General features: G+C 46.8%; 23 protein-coding genes. 18 read left to right on the forward strand and 5 right to left on the reverse strand.

Annotated features, from left to right (window positions below; all coding sequences use genetic code 11):
• Nucleotide 1: 1 nt before the first annotated feature.
• The 6 genes from ccsB (at nucleotide 2) to ACXADP_RS09955 (ending at nucleotide 6,078) form a co-directional block, all read left to right on the forward strand.
• Nucleotides 2-1,189, forward strand: coding sequence for a c-type cytochrome biogenesis protein CcsB (gene ccsB, locus ACXADP_RS09930; RefSeq protein ID WP_474968721.1), 1,188 nt, complete (start codon nucleotides 2-4; stop codon nucleotides 1,187-1,189).
• A gap of 79 nt (nucleotides 1,190-1,268) precedes the next feature.
• On the forward strand, nucleotides 1,269-1,985 hold the full coding sequence (locus ACXADP_RS09935) for a response regulator transcription factor (protein WP_474968720.1): 717 nt from the start codon (nucleotides 1,269-1,271) through the stop codon (nucleotides 1,983-1,985).
• On the forward strand, nucleotides 1,985-3,751 hold the full coding sequence (locus ACXADP_RS09940; protein WP_474968719.1) for an ATP-binding protein: 1,767 nt from the start codon (nucleotides 1,985-1,987) through the stop codon (nucleotides 3,749-3,751). Before ACXADP_RS09935 ends, ACXADP_RS09940 begins: the two co-directional genes overlap by 1 nt.
• A 148-nt stretch (nucleotides 3,752-3,899) precedes the next feature.
• On the forward strand, nucleotides 3,900-4,442 hold the full coding sequence (gene sigX, locus ACXADP_RS09945; RefSeq protein ID WP_474968718.1) for an RNA polymerase sigma factor SigX: 543 nt from the start codon (nucleotides 3,900-3,902) through the stop codon (nucleotides 4,440-4,442).
• A complete protein-coding gene (locus tag ACXADP_RS09950; protein ID WP_474968717.1) occupies nucleotides 4,429-5,529 on the forward strand; it encodes a hypothetical protein in 1,101 nt (366 codons plus the stop codon). The genes sigX and ACXADP_RS09950 overlap by 14 nt, the downstream gene beginning before the upstream one ends.
• Before the next feature lie 96 nt (nucleotides 5,530-5,625).
• Nucleotides 5,626-6,078, forward strand: coding sequence for a helix-turn-helix transcriptional regulator (locus ACXADP_RS09955; protein WP_474971365.1), 453 nt, complete (start codon nucleotides 5,626-5,628; stop codon nucleotides 6,076-6,078).
• A 33-nt stretch (nucleotides 6,079-6,111) separates the two neighbouring features.
• Here ACXADP_RS09955 and ACXADP_RS09960 read toward each other — a convergent pair whose 3' ends face one another.
• Complete coding sequence (locus ACXADP_RS09960; protein WP_027954456.1) at nucleotides 6,112-6,360, reverse strand: ferredoxin; 249 nt, start codon at nucleotides 6,358-6,360, stop codon at nucleotides 6,112-6,114.
• A gap of 175 nt (nucleotides 6,361-6,535) precedes the next feature.
• Between ACXADP_RS09960 and ACXADP_RS09965 the strand changes: the two genes are divergently transcribed.
• From ACXADP_RS09965 to ACXADP_RS09980, 4 genes are read left to right on the forward strand one after another with little or no spacing between them, the layout of a single operon-like run.
• On the forward strand, nucleotides 6,536-7,588 hold the full coding sequence (locus ACXADP_RS09965; protein WP_474971366.1) for a YpbB family protein: 1,053 nt from the start codon (nucleotides 6,536-6,538) through the stop codon (nucleotides 7,586-7,588).
• Entirely contained in the window at nucleotides 7,585-9,099 is a 1,515-nt protein-coding gene (locus ACXADP_RS09970; protein WP_474968714.1) for a RecQ family ATP-dependent DNA helicase, read from the forward strand. Before ACXADP_RS09965 ends, ACXADP_RS09970 begins: the two co-directional genes overlap by 4 nt.
• Nucleotides 9,092-9,694 (forward strand): lysostaphin resistance A-like protein, encoded by a 603-nt coding sequence (locus tag ACXADP_RS09975; RefSeq protein ID WP_474971367.1) that lies wholly within the window; start codon nucleotides 9,092-9,094, stop codon nucleotides 9,692-9,694. The genes ACXADP_RS09970 and ACXADP_RS09975 overlap by 8 nt, the downstream gene beginning before the upstream one ends.
• Nucleotides 9,678-9,962 (forward strand): hypothetical protein, encoded by a 285-nt coding sequence (locus ACXADP_RS09980; RefSeq protein ID WP_474971368.1) that lies wholly within the window; start codon nucleotides 9,678-9,680, stop codon nucleotides 9,960-9,962. Before ACXADP_RS09975 ends, ACXADP_RS09980 begins: the two co-directional genes overlap by 17 nt.
• 4 nt (nucleotides 9,963-9,966) lie before the next feature.
• Here the strand turns inward: ACXADP_RS09980 and ACXADP_RS09985 are convergent, their stop codons facing one another.
• The 3 genes from ACXADP_RS09985 to ACXADP_RS09995 are packed head-to-tail and all read right to left on the reverse strand — an operon-like array spanning nucleotide 9,967 to nucleotide 11,050.
• Nucleotides 9,967-10,536 carry a manganese catalase family protein gene (locus ACXADP_RS09985; protein ID WP_027954451.1) on the reverse strand — a complete coding sequence of 190 codons (570 nt, stop codon included), beginning with the start codon at nucleotides 10,534-10,536 and terminating at the stop codon, nucleotides 9,967-9,969.
• Between the two features lie 26 nt (nucleotides 10,537-10,562).
• The gene (locus ACXADP_RS09990; RefSeq protein ID WP_474968711.1) at nucleotides 10,563-10,832 is read right to left on the reverse strand and encodes a spore coat protein CotJB; all 270 of its coding nucleotides are present in this window, start codon (nucleotides 10,830-10,832) and stop codon (nucleotides 10,563-10,565) included.
• Nucleotides 10,829-11,050, reverse strand: coding sequence for a spore coat associated protein CotJA (locus ACXADP_RS09995; protein ID WP_027954449.1), 222 nt, complete (start codon nucleotides 11,048-11,050; stop codon nucleotides 10,829-10,831). The genes ACXADP_RS09990 and ACXADP_RS09995 overlap by 4 nt, the downstream gene beginning before the upstream one ends.
• A 125-nt stretch (nucleotides 11,051-11,175) precedes the next feature.
• Here ACXADP_RS09995 and ACXADP_RS10000 point away from each other — a divergent pair, with 125 nt between their 5' ends.
• The 7 genes from ACXADP_RS10000 to ACXADP_RS10030 all read left to right on the forward strand — a co-directional run bounded on the left by ACXADP_RS10000 (nucleotide 11,176) and on the right by ACXADP_RS10030 (nucleotide 17,940).
• A complete protein-coding gene (locus ACXADP_RS10000) occupies nucleotides 11,176-11,814 on the forward strand; it encodes a CBS domain-containing protein (protein ID WP_474971369.1) in 639 nt (212 codons plus the stop codon).
• Between the two features lie 96 nt (nucleotides 11,815-11,910).
• The gene (locus ACXADP_RS10005; protein WP_474972307.1) at nucleotides 11,911-12,696 is read left to right on the forward strand and encodes a metallophosphoesterase; all 786 of its coding nucleotides are present in this window, start codon (nucleotides 11,911-11,913) and stop codon (nucleotides 12,694-12,696) included.
• Between the two features lie 74 nt (nucleotides 12,697-12,770).
• Nucleotides 12,771-13,670 (forward strand): MerR family transcriptional regulator, encoded by a 900-nt coding sequence (locus tag ACXADP_RS10010; RefSeq protein WP_474971370.1) that lies wholly within the window; start codon nucleotides 12,771-12,773, stop codon nucleotides 13,668-13,670.
• A 122-nt stretch (nucleotides 13,671-13,792) separates the two neighbouring features.
• Complete coding sequence (locus tag ACXADP_RS10015; protein ID WP_474968708.1) at nucleotides 13,793-14,377, forward strand: genetic competence negative regulator; 585 nt, start codon at nucleotides 13,793-13,795, stop codon at nucleotides 14,375-14,377.
• A gap of 124 nt (nucleotides 14,378-14,501) precedes the next feature.
• Nucleotides 14,502-15,446: a D-alanine--D-alanine ligase gene (locus ACXADP_RS10020; protein WP_474968707.1), complete on the forward strand. Its 945-nt coding sequence runs from the start codon at nucleotides 14,502-14,504 to the stop codon at nucleotides 15,444-15,446.
• Between the two features lie 128 nt (nucleotides 15,447-15,574).
• Complete coding sequence (locus ACXADP_RS10025) at nucleotides 15,575-16,855, forward strand: Glu/Leu/Phe/Val family dehydrogenase (protein ID WP_027954443.1); 1,281 nt, start codon at nucleotides 15,575-15,577, stop codon at nucleotides 16,853-16,855.
• 146 nt (nucleotides 16,856-17,001) lie between these two features.
• On the forward strand, nucleotides 17,002-17,940 hold the full coding sequence (locus ACXADP_RS10030) for a YpdA family putative bacillithiol disulfide reductase (RefSeq protein ID WP_474972308.1): 939 nt from the start codon (nucleotides 17,002-17,004) through the stop codon (nucleotides 17,938-17,940).
• Between the two features lie 34 nt (nucleotides 17,941-17,974).
• Here the strand turns inward: ACXADP_RS10030 and ACXADP_RS10035 are convergent, their stop codons facing one another.
• Entirely contained in the window at nucleotides 17,975-18,943 is a 969-nt protein-coding gene (locus tag ACXADP_RS10035; protein ID WP_474968706.1) for an asparaginase, read from the reverse strand.
• Nucleotides 18,944-19,039: 96 nt separating this feature from the next.
• Here ACXADP_RS10035 and prsW point away from each other — a divergent pair, with 96 nt between their 5' ends.
• A complete protein-coding gene (prsW, locus tag ACXADP_RS10040) occupies nucleotides 19,040-19,714 on the forward strand; it encodes a glutamic-type intramembrane protease PrsW (protein WP_474971371.1) in 675 nt (224 codons plus the stop codon).
• The last annotated feature ends 44 nt before the right edge of the window (nucleotides 19,715-19,758 follow it).

Raw genomic sequence — 19,758 nt, forward strand, 5'->3', positions numbered from 1 at the left:
CATGGGAGATTTAACGACCATAAGCAGTAACCTGCTTTATGCGGCATTTTTCATCTACTTGACGGCTACCTTCTTCTTCGGGGGAACAATAAGAGATAAGAAGAAAGGCAGCAGCAGAGTGGCTGGAAATATCGGTATTACGATTACCATCATAGGATTTCTTACGCAGCTTGGATATTTCTTTACAAGGTGGGGAGCAAGTGGTCATGCCCCAGTCAGTAATTTGTTTGAATACACGACATTCTTTGGGATGATGCTCGTTTTTGCTTTTATTGTCCTTTACTTTATTTACCGTGTGGATCTGCTGGGTCTGTTTGCCCTGCCGATTGCTCTGCTTCTCATTGCATTTGCGAGCATGTTTCCGACAGAGATTTCACCTCTCGTCCCGTCCCTGCAGTCGCACTGGCTTTATATTCATGTAACGACAGCTTCTCTCGGTCAAGGAATCCTGTCCGTAAGCTTTGTCGCCGGTTTAATCTTTCTTATCCGGCAGGTGGATCAGACGAAACGATCCAAGCATACGATGTGGCTTGAGTTTGTCATCTATATCATTGCCGCTACAGTTGCGTTTATCGTACTTTCCTCAACCTTCAGTGCTCTTAATTACCAGGCGGATTTTGAAGCACCAGTCGAAGGACAGCCGATGACCATCACCTATGAGATGCCCGCCATTGCAGGCCCTGCTGGAGGGGAATTACTGACTGAAGATGCGGTATCTCCTTTGTTTGATGCTCCTGAATGGATGCGTGGCGAAGATGCAGCGAAGAAATTCAATACATTCCTCTGGGCTGTCGCTGGCGGACTTGTTCTTTACTGGGGCTTACGCCTCGTTTTCCGCAGACGTATTGCGGCGGTCATTCAGCCGCTGTTGAAAAAGGTTAATCCTGAGCTTGTTGATGAAGTGTCTTACCGGGCGGTAGCCATCGGGTTTCCGGTCTTTACGCTCGGGGCACTGATCTTCGCTATGATTTGGGCCCAGCAGGCATGGGACAGGTTCTGGGGCTGGGACCCGAAAGAGGTCTGGGCTTTGATCACCTTCTTCTTTTATGCCGCTTATCTGCACCTCCGCCTTTCCCGCGGATGGCAGGGGATGAAGTCTGCCTGGCTGGCTGTTGGTGGTTTCGGTATCATTATGTTTAATTTGATCGCCGTTAACTTAATCATTTCAGGTTTGCATTCTTATGCATAAGATCAAGGGCAGACGGTTTTGAATCGTGCTGCCCTTGCTGTACATTCAATCGATTTAAATGGTAATGGAGGAAGATATTATGGAACGAGAAGCTAAAATACTGGTCGTGGACGATGAGGAACGTATCCGCCGGTTGATCCGTATGTATCTTGAAAGAGAAGATTACGTGATTGAGGAGGCAGAGGATGGCGAAGAAGCCTTCCAAAAAGCGGTCCAGGAAGATTATGATGTGATCTTGTTGGATTTGATGCTTCCGGGGAAAGACGGCATTGACGTCTGCCGTGAACTGCGTGAGAAGAAAGCGACACCGGTGATTATGCTGACGGCCAAAGGAGAAGAAGCGAATCGTGTCCAGGGCTTTGAAGCAGGGGCTGACGATTATATTGTGAAGCCTTTCAGTCCGAGGGAAGTGGTTCTGCGGGTGAAGGCCCTGCTGCGCAGGTCTTCCTCGACGAAGTTTTTGGAAACGGAAACCTCTGCCCGCAACGTCCTTGTTTTTCCTCATATGACGATTGATAATGATGCCCACCGTGTAACCGCTGATGGGAATGAAGTATCTTTGACACCGAAAGAGTATGAACTACTGCATTTTATGGCGCAGGCCCCGGATAAGGTTTTTGATAGGGAAAGGCTTTTGAAAGAGGTATGGCAGTACGAATTTTTCGGGGATTTGAGAACGGTCGATACCCATGTGAAACGACTGCGTGAAAAACTCAGTAAAGTGTCCGCAGAAGCTGCCGGAATGATTGTAACGGTATGGGGCATCGGCTATAAATTTGAGGTCTCCGGCGATTGATGTTCTGGCGTAGTGTCGTAGGTAAATTGTGGTTTACCATCCTCTTTCTCGTATGTTTTGTTCTGTTTATTTTAACCATCCTTTTATTGGAGTTTTTTCAGAATTACCACATTCTTGAGGCGGAACGGCATCTTCTCCAGACCGCTGATAAAATATCGGAAGTGGTGGAGAGGTATGAGTCGGATGAGGATCTTCTTTTGTCTACGACAGAACTCGTCAAAGATCCTGCGAGCCGGGCTGTCATTACGTGGGGCCCGGACCGTCAGATTGCGGCGGAAAGCTCCTCTGAGAATCTTCCTGTCATCAATTATGATTGGTTTAGAAGCGACCCTGATTTATCCACGGTTATGGAAGAAGGCATGGACGTGAAAAAGGTAGCTGATCTGAGTGCCGGAGAAACCGGCATTATGGTTGTAGGTACACCCCTCACCGAGGGTCAGGGGGCGGTGTTTGTCTATCAGTCGCTGGATACGATTGAAGAGACTTCTGAACAAACGACTAAAATCATCTTCCTTGGTGCAGGGATTGCCATTGTTTTAACTACCATCTTTGCTTTCTTCTTGTCGACGAGAATTACTTCGCCTTTGATAAAAATGAGGGAAAGCGCCCTTGAACTTGCTAAAGGCCGCTTCAATACGAAAATCCCGATCCGTACTCATGATGAAATCGGCGAGCTTGCTATGGCTTTTAATCGGATGGGTCGGGAGCTGAAATTTCATATTAATGCCCTGAATCATGAGAAAGAACAGCTGTCCGGGATTCTTAGGTCCATGGCGGATGGGGTTATTACCGTGAACCGTCAAGGGGATGTTCTTGTATCCAATCCGCCTGCTGAACAGTACTTGGAGGCGTATGAGTTTGAAAATCAAGGGGCAGATGGACACGTAGATCTTCCTGAACCATTACAGGAACTGCTGCAGCGCGTCATTATCGAAGAACAGGAGTTGATGACAGAAGCAACTCTGCAGGGGCGGTCATGGGTGATTTTAATGACGCCTCTATACGATCGTCAGAAAATCCGTGGTGCGGTGGCTGTTCTAAGGGATATGACAGATGAGAGGCGTCTGGATAAACTAAGGAAAGATTTCATTGCCAATGTATCCCATGAGCTTCGCACGCCTATTTCGATGCTCCAGGGCTACAGTGAAGCTATTGTGGACGACATCGCGGAAAGCAAAGAGGAAAAGAATGAACTGGCTCAGATTATCCATGATGAATCGCTTCGGATCGGCAGGCTCGTCAATGAACTGCTCGATCTGGCCCGTATGGAGGCGGGGCATATCCAGTTGTCCATGGAGACGTTGGATATGGAATCCTACATGCATAAGATCATCAGGAAGTTCCAGGGGGTTGCGAATGAAAAGGGCGTGATCCTTCATTCAGCTATAGATCCTCAAGTGGAAACGGCCTCTTTTGATCCCGACCGGATCGAGCAGGTGTTTACCAACCTGATTGATAATGCCATCCGTCATACAGAAACAGGCGGCGAAGTCATGATTCGTGTGGAAGCCGGAACCGGGGCATGGGTGGGGGCGGTCAGTGACTCCGGCCTCGGCATTCCTGAAGAGGATCTGCCGTTTGTATTCGAGCGTTTTTATAAAGCAGATAAATCAAGAAAGCGTGAAAATAAGAATTACAAGAAAGGGACCGGCCTTGGTCTTGCCATCACGAAGAACATTGTAGAGGCTCATGAAGGTTCAATCAGTGTTCACAGCCGGCTGAAAGAAGGGACAACCTTCACCTTCAAGATCCCTTACCATCCGTAACGTAGAAGCTGCCTGCTGCAGGCTGCTTCTACGTTTTTTTTGGACGTTTGAAAGATCTGGTTTTCTTTTCTAAACGAAGACTTTAAGATGAAAGTGTAACGTTTGATACATAGGAGCGTCTAAATAAGTATCGCAGGAGGTACAGCCATTGAGAGCGTTCTTTGATGAACTTTATGATCATTACCACCAGGACCTGTTTCAGTTCATTTTTTATATGGTAAAAGACCGTAACCTGGCGGAGGATCTTGTCCAGGATGTTTACGTGAAAGTGTTGAAATCCTATCAATCTTTTCATGGGAAAAGCTCGGAAAAAACGTGGTTGTTTTCCATTGCTCGTCACGTAACCATCGATCACTTCCGCCGTCAGAAAAGGACGCGGGATCGTGTGGCTGAATTTTTTGACTGGGGCGATAAGGGCGCCCAGCTTCCTGACCGCGCTCCACTCCCTGAAGAAATCATTATCCAGAGTGAGGATGTGCGGCATGTCTACCTGGCGATGAACCATTGCTCTGTCGATCAGCGGACCGTTTTGATCCTCCGTTATATCCAGGGGCTTTCGATTAAGGAAACTTCCGAGGTTACGGGCTGGACAGAAAGTAAAGTGAAAACGACACAGCATCGAGCGCTGAAAACCGTGAAAGAATATACAGATTCAGTGGAAGGAGGGGGAGGAGAATATGAAAAAATCTAATAGACAGAACGTGGAAAAGCAGTTATCCAGGCTTCCTTCCATAAAAGATCATCAATCCAGAGATGTTCTCTACAAGGCAGTCAACCAAAAGTTACACCGGAAGGAAAAACGTATCCCTTCGTGGCTGGGGCCTGGATTTGCCGTCTGTGCCGTGCTCGTACTGCTCGCCGTCTTTATCCCTGTCTTTATGGCACAGAATCAACAATTGAATACCCAGCCTTCCACACAGACCAGTGATGAAGCTTCCCCGTCTCTGGAGAGCCCTGAAAAAGAAAGTTCTGCAGGATCCGCTGCGAAGGAAGAGGGGGAGTCTTCTGAGGCGCCCGATGGATCGTTCTCTATCAAGGAGGATGAGTGGTTTACATTCGCTTATCCGGGAAGGAATGCGGAAGTTGTTATTCCGGTTTCCACTCACGATGCTCTTCCTTATACAAAGGAAAAAGCGGAGGAGAAAGGGCTGTCAGACAGGCTTCTACAGAACGTCGAGATTGATATTGATGAAGAGACGAAAAAGGCGGAGGTTACTTTTCCGGATGAATTTGAGCCGGCAGGAACTGCGTATGTGCAAATGCTCATGGAAAGTATCCGCTGGGAGTTGGAAGGAAAAGGAGTGCGCACCATTGCGTTGAATCGTCCTTCCTATGATTCGGTCCCGATGGGGAATTACGGGGAACTGAACAGCCTGGACCCGATTTCGGAAGGGGAGTATATGTTTAAGCTGTACCAGTATAACGCCCAGTCCTCCTCTTATCTGGCTCCGGTTCCTACGGAAGGGAAACCATCGCTGGAAGACGTGTTGAACTTGATGAAGGAGAAAGGTGGAGGAACGTATATCAGACCCTCTGTACCAGACCATGTGGAATTTGCCGTCGATAAGGTTGAAGAAGGGCATGTACAGCTGGACATTACTCATCAGGAGTGGAAGAGCGAACAGGAACTCATTCTGATGATTGAGGCTGTTTCAGCTACGGCCCGCCATTTCGGGATGTCCCGGGTCACCTTTGGTGGAATGGGAGTGGAGGAAGTAGGAGGGTATGATTTAACAAAACCTGTCGATCTGCCCGGTCCCTTTAATGTAGAATCATGATCCTTACCAAACTCCCCATGTTCAGGGGAGTTTTTTTTTGGGACGTTCCGGCTGATGCATGTTAAAATAGAACCGTCTGAAAAAGGAGACATGCAGATGGATCAAATGGAGATACAGCAATTAATTTCTCGAAAAATGAAGCTTATCCGGGTGGAATATGGATACACACAGAACCGTATGGCTGAAATCATTGGTCTGTCCAAAAAGACCCTTGTTCAAATCGAAAAGCAGCGAACGACGGCTGGGTGGACGACGGTCACAGCGGTCTGTGCGCTCTTCAGAGAAAGTGAGATCATCAGGAGAGTCTTGGGCGATGCGCCTCTGGAAATATTGGAAACGGCTGCCCATCTTCATATAAACGCCGGGGAGGAAGTCCCATCCACCCTGCCGGTGACGTGGACGGTCATCACTGAAAAAAGCAGTTTTAAGCTCGAACGAAATGAAAGGAGCGGACATTTCCGCATCAGTAGAGCGGGAACGAGGCTTTTTTCAACATGGAATCGTGTGGAGGCAGAACTCCATTTGGAGAAGATAGCACGTGACATATAAGAAAGGCCCCTTTTTAAAAGGGGCCGGTGTATATTATTCGAATTTCAACGGATCTCCATGAAAAGGAGCTTCCGCAATTTTAATAGAATCGGTTGGACAGCCGTCAAAGGCATCTTCCATATCTTCCTCATATAAATCGGGTACAGCTTCCGTCCCCTCATTATCATCCATCACTGCAAAGGCAAGTCCTTCGTCATCATAATCATAGATGTCCGGAGCAGCAGCCCCGCAGGCCCCGCAGGCAATACAGGTTTCTTTATCGACCATCGTGTATTTCGCCAAAGGGTTTTCCCCTCCTTTTTCTAACCATTCTATATTGACAGGCATTGTCTATGAAAGTGGTCCACGTCCTATTGTAAATCTCCCCCCTGTATTTTTCAAATGGTTGACTAGGAGCTGTTTTTCAGGGCGTGTTGTACGAACGATGAAAAAATCAAACGAGAAAGGTGGTGGGTGGATGTTTGAATCTATTGTTCTTCACTGCATCCAGCGGTTTAAAGGGGAACGGACGGTATCTGGTATTTTTAATATGCTGACAGGGAAAAGATCCTCCCAGACCATGCAGGATGCCAAAGCATATCAGCTTGATCATCTGTTCGGTATTTTTCCAGAGCTGGACCGCAGACGACTGGATACCGTGATCGACCAGATGTCTCATCGTGGAGAAATCGTTCTGAATGAGCAGAGTTTCCCGCACATAACAGAAAACAGCCGGCAGCCGTCTCCGCACACGTTCCCGTATTTTCAGGGGATGACCTGGCATGAAGTGGTCCCGGCCTTCATTTCCCGTTTAAACCTTCTCGTACAGGCGTCTTCAAATAAAGAAGCGGGGATTCAGTCCTATGTAGCCATTGTTGACAATCCAGAAGCCCAGCTATGGGTGAAAAAGGTGTTCGCCACTTTCCAGAATAAGCTGGCCCGCCTCAACCAATCCTTGTATGAAGAACTGGAAAGGCTTCTTTCTGGTCATGATCCAATCCAGGCGGAGCTGTTTACTCACCGCCTTACGGGTGGAGGGTGGATAGGTCTGACTATGGATCAGCTTAAAGAAAAATTCAGGATGTCCAAGGAGGATGTCCTGCTGGGGCTGAGACATACGTACTATTATCTATTTCAGCAGGCAAAAATGGACCAGGATGCCTATCCTGTCCTCCATTTATGCACCCGCGGTCTTCAAGCCTCCCATCTCGTTACAGCGTCCGCGGGGAAAACCTATCAGCTTATAGCCCAGGGGCTTTCCCTTGAAGAGATTGTGACTATCCGGCGTTTGAAGAAAAGCACGATACAGGATCATATTGTGGAAGCCGCCCTTGTAACTCCTGACTTTGACGTCTCTCCCTTTTTGACGGCGGACCAGGTCGTGGAGATCAATCAAAAAGCGGTTGATTTGAATACCCAGCGGCTGAAGCACATTCATCAGGATCTTGGAGGCGTCTATGATTACTTTGAAATCCGCCTGGCTCTGGCTCATGGGCGGAGCACGCACATAGAAAGGAAGCCATTATCTTGAGTACACAGCTAGCAGCAGCATTAAAAAAATATTTCGGCTTTGATCAGTTCCGGGAAGGGCAGGAAGATGTCATCCGGGATGTGATGGACGGAAACGATGTTCTGGGGATTCTTCCAACAGGCACGGGTAAATCCTTATGCTATCAACTGCCCGCACGGCTTCTCCAAGGAACAACCATCGTTGTCTCCCCGCTTATATCCTTGATGGTCGATCAGGTGAAGCAGTTGAAGGCAGCCGGATATAAATCGGTTACAGCATTGAACAGCTTTATGGACATAAAGGAAAAAAAACAAGTGATTCAGAACCTTGATCAGTATGATCTTGTCTATATTTCACCGGAAATGCTTCAAAATGAACGGCTCCAGGAGGACTTTAAACGAATGACCGTTCCACTTTTTGTCATTGACGAAGCTCACTGCATCTCCCAGTGGGGGCACGAATTCCGTACAGATTATCTGAAACTGCACCGGATCATTGATTCGATAGGGAGCCCTCCTGTACTTGCTCTGAGCGCCACTGCTACACCTGAAGTCCAGGGGGATATCATGGAGAAACTAAACCGTCCGGGGATGGTCCGCCATATCTATCCTATGGATAAACAGAACATCAGCCTGTCAGTGGAGGAAGTCCAAAGCCCCGACGAGAAAACAGAAAGAATCGTAAACATCCTCTCCCATATACACGCACCGACGATGATCTATTTCTCCAGCCGCCAGTGGGCGGAGAAGGTAAGCTTTGTGCTGAGAGAGAAGCTCAGCCACCGGACCGCCTTCTATCACGGAGGCATGGAACAGACGGACCGTATGCTCGTTCAACAGCAGTTTATGAATGGGCAGCTGGATGTGATCTGCTGTACAAGTGCCTTTGGTATGGGCGTGGATAAAAAAGACATCCGTCTGGTTATTCATTTTCACCTCCCGGCCCAGACCGAGTCGTTTATTCAGGAAATCGGTCGTGCGGGAAGGGACGGAAAACCTTCTGCCAGTCTCGTTTTGTTTACAAAAAAAGATCACTACCTTCCTCAAATGCTTATCCAGAGTGAGCTGCCTGAGCGGGAGCAGCTGGATCTGGTCCTTGGTTATTTGAAACGTCAGGAAGGACGCGGACTTTTGGAGGACGCATCGATCATGGAGCAGCTTCAACTTTCTGAATCGCAGTGGAATTTCATCAAATACCAGGCAGAAGAGCGGGGCGTGCTGGATCATGGAAAGGTTCAGCCGTTTCCGATGGATTTCGAGAGCCGGCTGCATGCGCTGCTGCGGGAACGGTGGACCTATAAACAGGGGAAACTTACGGAAATGCTGACATGGATCCATCATACAGGATGCCGCAGGGAAGCGTTATACCAATCTTTTCAGGACCAAATCCGGGCGCCTTATGTTCCATGCTGTGATGCCTGTGGTTTTTCTGTAAATCATCTGACCTTTCATGAATCATTGGAAACTCCGGCAGCAGAATCTTGGAGAGAGCGCCTGCAGATGATTTTTCATCAGGGGCCGCCCCATGCGTGAGGCCCAGCAGGAAATGATCCAGGAAATGTCAGACAAACAAATCACCTTTCACCTCCTTTTGACGCAGATGATCATTATGTCTGCCGCTGTCGTAGCAAGTGCCTTTCTTTTTGATTCGTTTCTTGCGGAATGGCAGGAGCAATTTCACATAAACTGGAGGCACTGGTGGCTTTACGGTGTCATTCCAGGACTTATTATCCTTCTCATTGATTTGTTTCTCCTGTATGTTTTACCTGTGAGGGCTTATGATGATGGAGGAGTCAATAAAAGGGTTTTTGCGAGCCGGTCTTTTCCTGGAATTATCTTCATCACTCTGCTCGTTGCCGTAAGCGAGGAAATGCTGTTCAGGGGCGTCCTCCATCATGAGTTCGGTTATATAACGGCAAGTGTACTGTTTGCCATTCTGCATATCCGTTACTTAACACGGGTGGTGCTGCTGCTATCGGTTTTATTTGTCAGTTTCTTTATCGGGTACATGTATGAAGTAACAGGAAGTCTCCCTGTTACCATTACAGCTCATTTCATCATTGATGTTGTTCTCGGTGTCTGGATCAGACTCGGGAAATGGGGGGAGAAGCATGCATCAGACGGATAAACGCGAAATCCATGAAGAAAAGGAACAGGAAGACCTCGACGTGCTGGGGCTGCCGCCGCGGCAGGAGGTCCATACGAGCAGAACGGGAAGAATCAGGTGGAAAGTCAGCACCGCCTGGATCAGTTTTTGGTTTATCGTATTCATAGTTCTCATCTGCTTTATCTTCTCTTATCCTTTATGGGGCGAATGGCTCAAGGGGATATCTTTTCAGCCGCTGAATCTGAATGAAAAAGCGCCCTACCATGAAGAAATCACGGTGGAGCGCTGAACGGTCAAAAGAATTGTTTCCGGTCCTTTTCGAATTTTAAAATCTCCACAGCTTCACGGAAGCGCTGGGAGTGGATGACTTCCCGCTCCCTGAGAAATTTGAGGCTGTCATTGAGGCACGGATCATCGGACATATTAATGATCCATTGATAAGTGGCCCGTGCTTTTTCCTCGGCAGCTATATCCTCATACAAATCAGCAATGGGATCTCCTTTGGCTGCTATATATGTAGCTGTCCAAGGACTACCTGCTGCGTTTTGATAATACAAAGCGTGATCGTGGTTGGCGTAATGCGCACCAAGCCCTGCCTCTTTCATTTGTTCAGGTGTAGCATCCTTCGTTAATTTATAAATCATGGTTGCAATCATTTCAAGATGGGCGAATTCTTCTGTTCCTATATCTGTTAATAAACCGATGACTTTATCAGGGATGGTATATCTCTGATTCAAATAACGGAGGGCGGCCGACAGTTCCCCGTCCGCTCCGCCGTATTGTTCGATAAGATATTTGGCCAGTCTGGGGTTGCATTCCGTTACTTTAACCGGATACTGCAGTTTCTTTTCATAAAACCACATATTCTACCTCCTTAAAGTTCAAAGATTTACACCTGCCATGGCCAAGGGGCATCGGACCAGTTCCATGGATACCCGGAAAAACTGCCTCCATACTGCCGGAGGGGGCCGTATTTCTGTTCAAAGACGGTTTTCAAATCCCGGCTTTCCACTGCAAGCTGATTAAACTGCTGAACCGCCTGCGTATCTTCGGGATGTGTGTCCAAATAAAGCGTTAAATCAACCAGAGCGAAATCGACCATTTGAATTTTTTCCATCAAGGAATAGCGCTCCTGATCGTGGGATTGACCCTGCTTCATCCTTTACCTCCTTTAGGTACGGGCGTCGGGTAGGGGTCATAAAGACAGGGCCATAAGGTTCCTTTGTACAAAGCTTCCTGCAGAGGATACTGCTGCAGGTTCATTGGCTGGAATCCGAGGTATAAATTAGGTGGTGTCTGGTAACACTTGGTCCTGATGGGTGGACACGGATCAAAAGGCCCGTAATAAGGGTGGTAGCACTTCACTGGTGTATACATATTTCAACACTCCCTTTGTCTCCAAAAATATATGTGTCCAAATGTTGTCCTATTCTGATTAAGGCAGGAGAACCGCCGGCTTCAGGCGAATAAGGTACTGACCATAAAAGAAAGAGGTGACAGGTATGTTTGTAAAAGGGATCATGAAACCAGTTCATCAGTCATTTACAGCAGATGTAAACACCAGTTTGAAAGACGTGCTGGAATTGTTGGAGCAGAAAGACATCGAAGCTGTGCCTGTACTGGAGGGGAACCTTTTCAAAGGTATGATTTCGAAGGAAATGATTTATGAATCCTGCTATAAAAAGGACGGTCGGCAAGACACGGGGACTTTCCTGCAAGAAACCCCTGCTGGGGAAGCGGCCGGATATGAAGATTTCTGTATTACCAATGAAGAAGTGTTTGAACGCACACTACCTATGTTCAAGGGCTTTGCTGTACTCGCGGTGGTGGATGACCATCGTGTTTTTCAAGGGCTTGTGACACGGTATGATGTGATTGAACAATTTGAGAGTGCCTTCGGTGTAAAGAAACAAGGCATTCGGATCGCCTTTACGTCAGAAGAGTCTGAGGGCCGGATTGAACGGCTGGGGGACATCATCAAAAACTATCACGAAAACGTGATTTCTCTTGCTACCTTTGACGAGACAGATAAGCTGGCAAGGAGAATCGTTTTGAAAATCGAGGAAAATGATAATATAGAAGCCTTTACGAAAAAACTTGAAAAGTCAGGTTTTCGAATCTTAAGCGTCAAACATGTATAACCACTGCCGCTGTGCCTATCCGGGCATAGCGGTGTTTTTTTGGATATGCTATGATGATATTTTCGCTGCGGAAAACAAGGAGGTGGGATGGAATTGGTGATATGGATACTTGTATTGGCTGTGGCAGGGCTCAGTGTGCTGTTGTATATGAGGTACCTGGCTGGTAAAGATCATGTCAGAGAGGAAAAGGTGCAGAACGCCTTTGGAAAAGACGGAGACCACCTGCGTATTTTCTTTATCTCTGATATACATAACCGCATCATTAAAGAACAAACATTAAAGAAAGCCGGGATGGTGGATGCTGTCATTATCGGTGGAGACCTGGTGGATAAACGGACATCCATTTCTAAACTTGAGACGAACCTGAAACGTTTGAAACACTGGGAAGTACCGGTTTACTTTATACCAGGCAACAATGATCATGAACTGATCGAAGAACCACTGACGGCCGTATTGGACAGACATCGGGTTGTATCGTTGTCCAATGAAGATGTGGAGGGAGAAGGAATAGGAGGAACACCGTTCATAGTAACGGGTCTTGACCCTTATTTCCTGAAGCCGAGGCGGTCGCTGAAACTGGCTGATTCTTCCTGTTTCCAGATCTTATGCGTACACGATCCCTATGTATACAGTCAGATGAATCTCCAGGAAAAAAACAAGTATGATCTCGTATTGAGTGGTCATACTCACGGGGGACAGATCAGGCTGTTCGGCATAGGTCCCTATCAGCGCGGAGGATGGAGCAGAAGGGCTTCTGTTCCTCACCTGGTGAGTGAAGGGTACGGAACATCCCTTCTGCCGTTAAGACTTGGGACAAGAGCAGAGTGTCACGTCATTGACATCAGCGGATATGTAAAGGATTCTTCTAAAAACCTTGCATAAAGAATATACAAATTTTACACAATCCGTTTGATTCCTATATAATTAAAGTAAAAGACTTACTTGGAGGCAGGCTTATGGCTACGACTAAAGCAAAATATAATATTAAAGCGGTGTCACAGATGCTGGGCATCCAGCCTGGAACACTCCGAGCCTGGGAACGTCGATACAGAATGATCCGTCCTTCCCGCAATGAAGCAGGTCATCGGCTTTATACAGATGAGCATATCAGGATATTAAAATGGTTGATGGAAAAAGTGGATAAAGGTTTTACGATATCACAGGCGGTTTCACTCCTGGAAAGCAATGAAGACGCCGTCACCCATAATGAGCACTCAGAAAACCGCACACAGCTTGATAAAATTGGTGATCAGCTGCTGGACAGCCTTCTTTCGTTTAATGAGAATGACGCTCAGCGGCATCTTGATCATGCATTCAGTCTGTTCACGCCTGAAACGGTGGCGATTGATATTATCGGTCCGATTCTCGTGAAAATCGGGGATTTCTGGGAGGAAAACAAAATCACAAGCGCCCACGAGCACTTTGCCAGTCAGTTTATCCGCTCCCGTATAGGCATGATGCTTCTTTCCATTCCTTCGGACAGTATGCTTCCTAAAGCTCTGCTCGTATGCGGCCCGAATGAACGGCATGAACTGGGCCTGCTTATTTTTGCCCTCTTTTTGAAGCGGAAAGGTTATGATGTCATCTATCTCGGCCAGAGCATCGCAGGAGGAGATATCGATATTGTGATCAATGAAATTGACCCCGCTTATATGTTTATGTCCTGTACACTAAAGAAAAATATACCGATCACGATTCGTCTGGCCGAGGCGCTTCAGCGTGAATTTCCTTCTCTTAAGATAGGTCTCGGCGGGTATGCCTATGACCGGCTTTCTGAATTGGACAAGAAACGGATACAGCCGTTTATCGTTGGAAATTCCAAGCGTGCATGGGAACAGTGGCTGCAAATGAACTGATGGACTGGGAAATTATATTTGCCCCCGGCTTCAAATGTCGGATATAATTTGAAAAAAGGTGCCATATTGGCGCCGGTCATCATACTATATAGATAACACATCGTGACCAGGGGGGCGATCATATGCGAGTAGAGAGAATGACGAGTGAAAAATTCAAGATTTTCCTTACTTTTGACGATTTAATGGACCGGGGCCTCTCCCGCGAGGAACTCTGGAATGATCTACCTCGCGTACACCGGATATTCAGCGATATGATGTATGACGCAGGCATAGAGCTCGGAGTAGAGCTTACAGGAGTTCTGCTCGTGCAGGTTTATCTGCTTCAGGCACAAGGCATGCTTGTCGTTGTGACAAGAACAGAGCCTGCTGATATTGAGGAAGATGACGAAGACTACCTTGAAATGAAGGTAACCCTTGATGAGAGCAAGGAAATGATGTTTTCCTTTTCTGATTTCGAACACGTCATCCAGGCGGGGATCCACCTGCATCAGCTTGGTGTGACAGGGGGAAGTATTTATCATTATGAGGATTCCTATTATATGCTTTTGGAAGATAAAGAAATAGATCACCTGGACCAGGATCAGGTCATTGCCCTGCTTTCTGAATACGCTTCAGCCACAGCCGTAACCTCATACCGGCTGATGGAATATGGGAAATCGATTATGGACAAAGATGCCTGTGAATCAATAACTAAACATTTCTCTTAATGATGAAGGAACGAGTCTTGAAGAAAAGCTCGTTCTTTTTATTTATGGATAGAAGGCCTATTGTCAAACGTGTTACTATAAAGGTTGGCAAATCTATATCGTGGTAGGAAATGGAGTGTAGGAAATGAAGATTGCGGTGTTATATGGAGGAACCTCAGGGGAACGGGAAGTTTCCTTGTCTACAGGGAAGGGAATTATACAAGCATTGAAAAATAAAGGCCATGAGGTTACGGCCGTCGATTTTTCCCCGGATCATCTGGACCAGGTCACAGCGCTTGATGTGGACCTTGTATTCATCGGTCTGCACGGACGCTTTGGCGAAGACGGAAGGATTCAAGGTCTTCTTGATATGAAGGGGCTCCCGTATGTTGGTTCAGGGGTGCTGGCTTCTGCTCTGGCCATGGATAAGGCTAAATCCAAGCAGATCTTTTCCCTTAACGGCTTGAACACAGCGGAGAGCGCTGCTTTTGATGTTACAGATGAGAGTCAATGGTCTTCGATTGAACATACGATCAAGCAGCAGTTTCAGGTTCCCTATGTCATTAAACCGAACCAGGAAGGGTCCACACTGGGACTGACCATCGTAAAGGATGAGGCAGATGCCGGCCTGGCGGTTAAAACAGCAGCACAGTCGGATTCTATGATTCTCGTAGAGGACTATGTAAAAGGAAGAGAAGTAACTGTACCCGTCATGGGGCGCCGAGGGGAAGAGAAGGCTCTTCCGGTCATTGAAATTATTCCGAAGAATGATTATTACGATTTTGATTCAAAATATCAACCAGGTGGAAGTGAACATATCGTACCAGCTGAACTGCCGGCTGATATGACGGCGAAGCTTCAGGAAGATGCCGTTCGTGCTCATCAGCTGCTGGGATGTGACGTTTATTCACGCGTGGATTTCATTATTAATGATAAAAATGAACCGGTTATTCTTGAAGTCAATACCCTGCCGGGAATGACGCCGACGAGTCTGTTTCCTGATGCCGCTCAAGAGATCGGCTTAAGTTATGATGATTTAATCCAATCGTTCGTGGATCTGTCCCAGCCTGCATATGAGAAAAAAGTGTAATCGCTTACAACTTCTTTGTGAAAACGGATGAAAAAGCTGGTTTCGACCTTTCCAACAGGCAGAGGAACGTGTATACTATTCACTGAAAGAAGAGCCCTAATCGAATGGATGATATAGGAGGTAAATGGATGGTAGCCGATAAGCCTGCAGACAATGCAAACGAAAAAAATGACAAACTTGACGTGTTGAAATCCACGCAGACCGTGGTTAAAAAAGCACTTGATAAATTAGGATACCCTAATGAAGTATATGAATTAATGAAAGAGCCTGTCCGCATGATGACCGTAAGAATTCCTGTAAGAATGGACAACGATCAGATTAAAATCTTTACAGGGTACAGGTCCCAGCATAATGATGCTGTAGGTCCAACCAAAGGCGGCGTCCGTTTTCATCCAAATGTGTCTGAAAAAGAAGTCAAAGCGCTCTCCATCTGGATGAGTTTAAAAGCCGGTATTGTCGATCTTCCGTACGGCGGAGGTAAGGGCGGTATTGTATGTGATCCGAGGGAAATGTCCTTCCGTGAACTGGAAGGAGTCAGCCGCGGATACGTCCGGGCGATCAGCCAGATCGTAGGCCCGACGAAAGATATTCCCGCTCCCGATGTATTTACCAATTCACAGATTATGGCGTGGATGATGGATGAATACAGCCGCATTGATGAATTTAACAACCCGGGTTTCATTACAGGTAAACCACTGGTGCTCGGTGGTTCCCACGGAAGGGAAACCGCGACAGCGAAGGGCGTAACCATCTGCATTGAAGAAGCCGCCAAGAAAAAAGGCATCAATGTCGAAGGCGCAAGAGTCGTCGTTCAAGGCTTTGGTAATGCCGGAAGCTTCCTTGCGAAATTCATGCATGATAAAGGTGCTAAAGTGGTCGGAATATCGGATGCCTACGGAGGGCTTCACGATCCGGATGGTCTTGACATTGACTATCTTCTGGACCGTCGTGACAGCTTCGGCACAGTGACCAACCTGTTCAACAATACAATTACGAATGAAGAACTGCTGGAGCTTGACTGTGATATTCTTGTTCCCGCAGCTATTGAAAACCAGATTACAGAAGATAACGCCTATAACGTGAAAGCGAACATTGTCGTAGAGGCAGCGAACGGGCCAACGACACTCGAAGCAACGAGAATTCTTTCTGAGCGCGGCATCCTTCTTGTGCCGGATGTACTGGCTTCTTCCGGGGGCGTAACCGTTTCCTACTTTGAGTGGGTACAGAACAACCAGGGATATTACTGGACAGAAGAAGAAGTGGAAGAGAAGCTTCATAAAGTCATCGTCAAAGGTTTTGACAATGTCTACCGTACATCAGAAACAAGGCGCGTGGATATGAGACTGGCCGCCTATATGGTCGGGGTCAGAAAAATGGCAGAAGCATCCCGTTTCCGTGGATGGATATAACTTGATTCTATAAATGGAATCTCCTATCATGATGATGGTAGGAGATTCATTTTTTTGAAATGAACGGAAGAACGTTGTTGGAAAGAGGAGTGTTATACGTGCATCAACAAGAAAAAGCCATCATCATCGGCGGCGGTCCCTGTGGGATGAGTGCAGCTATTGAACTTCAGAAGGCTGGTATTGAACCGTTAATCATTGAAAAAGGGAATATTGTAAATTCTATTTATCATTACCCGACCCATCAAACTTTCTTCAGCTCCAGTGAAAAACTGGAAATTGGTGAAATTCCTTTTATTTCTGAAAGGCAGAAACCGGTGCGTAATGAGGCGCTTGCTTATTACCGTGCGGTGGCGGAGAGAGAGAACCTGCGGGTGCATACGTACGAAAAGGTTCAAAAGGTTGAAAGAGAAACTAGCGGGTTCATCATCCATACAGAAAAATCATCGGGTGAACAATCATCGTATGCAGCGGACCAGGTAATCGTTGCGACAGGCTATTATGATCAGCCGAACTTCATGGGTGTCCAGGGGGAGGAGCTTCCTAAAGTGATGCACTACTTCAAAGAGGGCCATCCCTATTACAACAAGAATGTCGTCATCATCGGTGGAAAAAACTCGGCAGCGGATGCTGCTTTGGAACTGGAAAAATCAGGTGCTCGGGTAACCGTTCTGTATCGTGGTGAAGATTATTCGAAAAGTATCAAGCCATGGATTCTCCCTCAGTTTGAAGCCCTTGTGAGAAAAGGAATCGTTACCATGGAATTTTGTGCCGACGTAAAAGAGATTACTCAGGATGCCGTCCGATATGAATGCAATGGGGAAGAAAAAAGTGTGGCGAACGACTTTGTCTTTGCAATGACGGGCTATCAACCTGACCACAGCTTCCTGACGAAAATGGGCGTGGAGATAAACGAGGAAACCGGGCGTCCATCCTTTAATGAGGACACAATGGAAACGAATGTTCCAGGCATTTATATTGCCGGTGTCATCGCTGCCGGATATAACAACAATGAAATCTTTATTGAAAACGGACGCCACCACGGCGGGAAAATCGCTGCTTCCATCGCACCGGAATCAAAAGCGTAAAAAAACGTTCAGGCACCCGCCTGAACGTTTTTTTTCAGCTGAACATATGCTCGAGTTCTGTCATATTCGCCGTCATCTCCAGAGCCACCATTAACTTGATGCGGGCTTTTGGACCTGTCAGGCCGTTTGCGAAGATGATGCCCATATTTCTAAGCTGTCGTCCGCCTCCGGGATAGCCGTAAGTGTCCTGGACGATTCCCTGATAGCAGCGGGAAACAAGGACAACGGGAATGCCTTCCTTAATTGTTCTTTCCAGTGCTTCCATCGTTTCAGGAGGGAGGTTACCCTGTCCGAGTGCTTCAATGATCAGCCCGTCCACACGGCTTTCGCGTACCGCATCGATTAAATCGCCGTCCATCCCTGCGTATGCTTTAATCAAAGACACACGTTTGCCTATGTTTTGGATCGGATAGGAGTCATGCCGGGTCATCTTATGGTGGAAAAAGACATCTGATTTTGTCGTAATTCCGATAGGCCCGTATTGAGGGCTCTGGAAAGTCGCAACATTGCTTGTGCTCGTCTTCGTTACATTTTTGGCTGTGTGGATTTCGTCATTCATAACGACGAGCACACCTTTGTCCTGGGCTTCATCACAGCTCGCCACCTTTATGGCACTTAGCAGGTTGTAGAGCCCGTCCGCTCCTATTTCATTACTTGAACGCATCGCTCCTGTTACGACGACGGGTTTTCTTGTTTGTAAGAACAAATCCAGGAAGTAGGCTGTCTCCTCCAATGTGTCTGTTCCGTGAGTGATTACGACGCCATCATAATTTCGTCTGGCCATTTTTTCATGGATATAGCGGCCGAGTTTCAACATATGGTCGGGACGGATGTGCGGGGAAGGAAGATAGAATAGAATATCATCCTCAATTTCCACCTGTCCTTGAAGAACTGTTGTGATTTCCTCCAGCGGATGGCGGGAGGAGGTATTGACTTCACCGGTTTCCTTATCTTCTTTCATTGAGATGGTTCCACCTGTATGTATGATTAAAATGCGCTTCATGAATCATCCACCAACTTTCTATATCGATAGTTCCTTTTCTTTATTCTTCATGATACGATGAATCTTAGTTGAAAGAAAGAGAGAGGGTTGATTACCTTGGCCATATTGACCGCTGCCATATCACCTGCTGTGGCCATCATGACATTCATATACTTAAGCAAGCGTATAGAACTTGAGCCTCTCCCTCTTATTATACGGATGTTTGTTATCGGCGTCATTATGGTTTTTCCCATCATGTTTATCCAGTATGCCTTTGAGACGGAACAGGTCATTACAAACCAGTTATTTGTATCCTTCTTCCTTGCAGGTCTCCTGGAGGAATTTTTCAAATGGTTTTTTCTATTATTTGTCGCCTACAGACATTCTCATTTCGATCACCACTATGATGGCATCATTTACGGTGGAGCGGTCAGTCTCGGGTTCGCGACGATCGAAAATGTTCTTTTCCTTTTTAATAAAGGGATTGAAATTGCGATGCTCCGGGCGGTCTTTCCTGTTTCTTCCCATGCCCTGTTCGGCATCATCATGGGGTATTATATGGGTAAGGCGAAGTTTACAACGGTCCATATCCGAAAGTCTCTGGCCTGTGCGCTTATCATCCCTGTTGTATTACATACGATTTATGATTACATCATCACGATTCAGACGGATACGTGGGCGTATTGGATCACCCCGTTTATGGTCGGTTTATGGATAGTCGGAATTCGAAAAATCAGACTCGCCAACGATCATCATGAATCCATCTATCATAGAAATCAAGAGACACCCTGATGAGGGTGTTTTTTTACTGCCATTCACCTGTTTTTCAATCAAAA

It is taken from the genome of Halobacillus sp. AWH4_228 (genome assembly GCF_056158365.1).

What these genes read in the sequence shown, in the direction of transcription:
- ccsB (WP_474968721.1), top strand. Translation starts at nt 2, where the DNA reads ATGGGAGATTTAACGACCATAAGCAGTAACCTGCTTTATGCGGCATTT.
- ACXADP_RS09935 (WP_474968720.1), top strand. Translation starts at nt 1,269, where the DNA reads ATGGAACGAGAAGCTAAAATACTGGTCGTGGACGATGAGGAACGTATC.
- ACXADP_RS09940 (WP_474968719.1), top strand. Translation starts at nt 1,985, where the DNA reads ATGTTCTGGCGTAGTGTCGTAGGTAAATTGTGGTTTACCATCCTCTTT.
- ACXADP_RS09950 (WP_474968717.1), top strand. Translation starts at nt 4,429, where the DNA reads ATGAAAAAATCTAATAGACAGAACGTGGAAAAGCAGTTATCCAGGCTT.
- ACXADP_RS09955 (WP_474971365.1), top strand. Translation starts at nt 5,626, where the DNA reads ATGGATCAAATGGAGATACAGCAATTAATTTCTCGAAAAATGAAGCTT.
- ACXADP_RS09965 (WP_474971366.1), top strand. Translation starts at nt 6,536, where the DNA reads ATGTTTGAATCTATTGTTCTTCACTGCATCCAGCGGTTTAAAGGGGAA.
- ACXADP_RS09975 (WP_474971367.1), top strand. Translation starts at nt 9,092, where the DNA reads ATGCGTGAGGCCCAGCAGGAAATGATCCAGGAAATGTCAGACAAACAA.
- ACXADP_RS09980 (WP_474971368.1), top strand. Translation starts at nt 9,678, where the DNA reads ATGCATCAGACGGATAAACGCGAAATCCATGAAGAAAAGGAACAGGAA.
- ACXADP_RS09985 (WP_027954451.1), bottom strand. Translation starts at nt 10,536, where the DNA reads ATGTGGTTTTATGAAAAGAAACTGCAGTATCCGGTTAAAGTAACGGAA.
- ACXADP_RS09990 (WP_474968711.1), bottom strand. Translation starts at nt 10,832, where the DNA reads ATGAAGCAGGGTCAATCCCACGATCAGGAGCGCTATTCCTTGATGGAA.
- ACXADP_RS09995 (WP_027954449.1), bottom strand. Translation starts at nt 11,050, where the DNA reads ATGTATACACCAGTGAAGTGCTACCACCCTTATTACGGGCCTTTTGAT.
- ACXADP_RS10000 (WP_474971369.1), top strand. Translation starts at nt 11,176, where the DNA reads ATGTTTGTAAAAGGGATCATGAAACCAGTTCATCAGTCATTTACAGCA.
- ACXADP_RS10010 (WP_474971370.1), top strand. Translation starts at nt 12,771, where the DNA reads ATGGCTACGACTAAAGCAAAATATAATATTAAAGCGGTGTCACAGATG.
- ACXADP_RS10015 (WP_474968708.1), top strand. Translation starts at nt 13,793, where the DNA reads ATGCGAGTAGAGAGAATGACGAGTGAAAAATTCAAGATTTTCCTTACT.
- ACXADP_RS10020 (WP_474968707.1), top strand. Translation starts at nt 14,502, where the DNA reads ATGAAGATTGCGGTGTTATATGGAGGAACCTCAGGGGAACGGGAAGTT.
- ACXADP_RS10025 (WP_027954443.1), top strand. Translation starts at nt 15,575, where the DNA reads ATGGTAGCCGATAAGCCTGCAGACAATGCAAACGAAAAAAATGACAAA.
- ACXADP_RS10030 (WP_474972308.1), top strand. Translation starts at nt 17,002, where the DNA reads ATGAGTGCAGCTATTGAACTTCAGAAGGCTGGTATTGAACCGTTAATC.
- ACXADP_RS10035 (WP_474968706.1), bottom strand. Translation starts at nt 18,943, where the DNA reads ATGAAGCGCATTTTAATCATACATACAGGTGGAACCATCTCAATGAAA.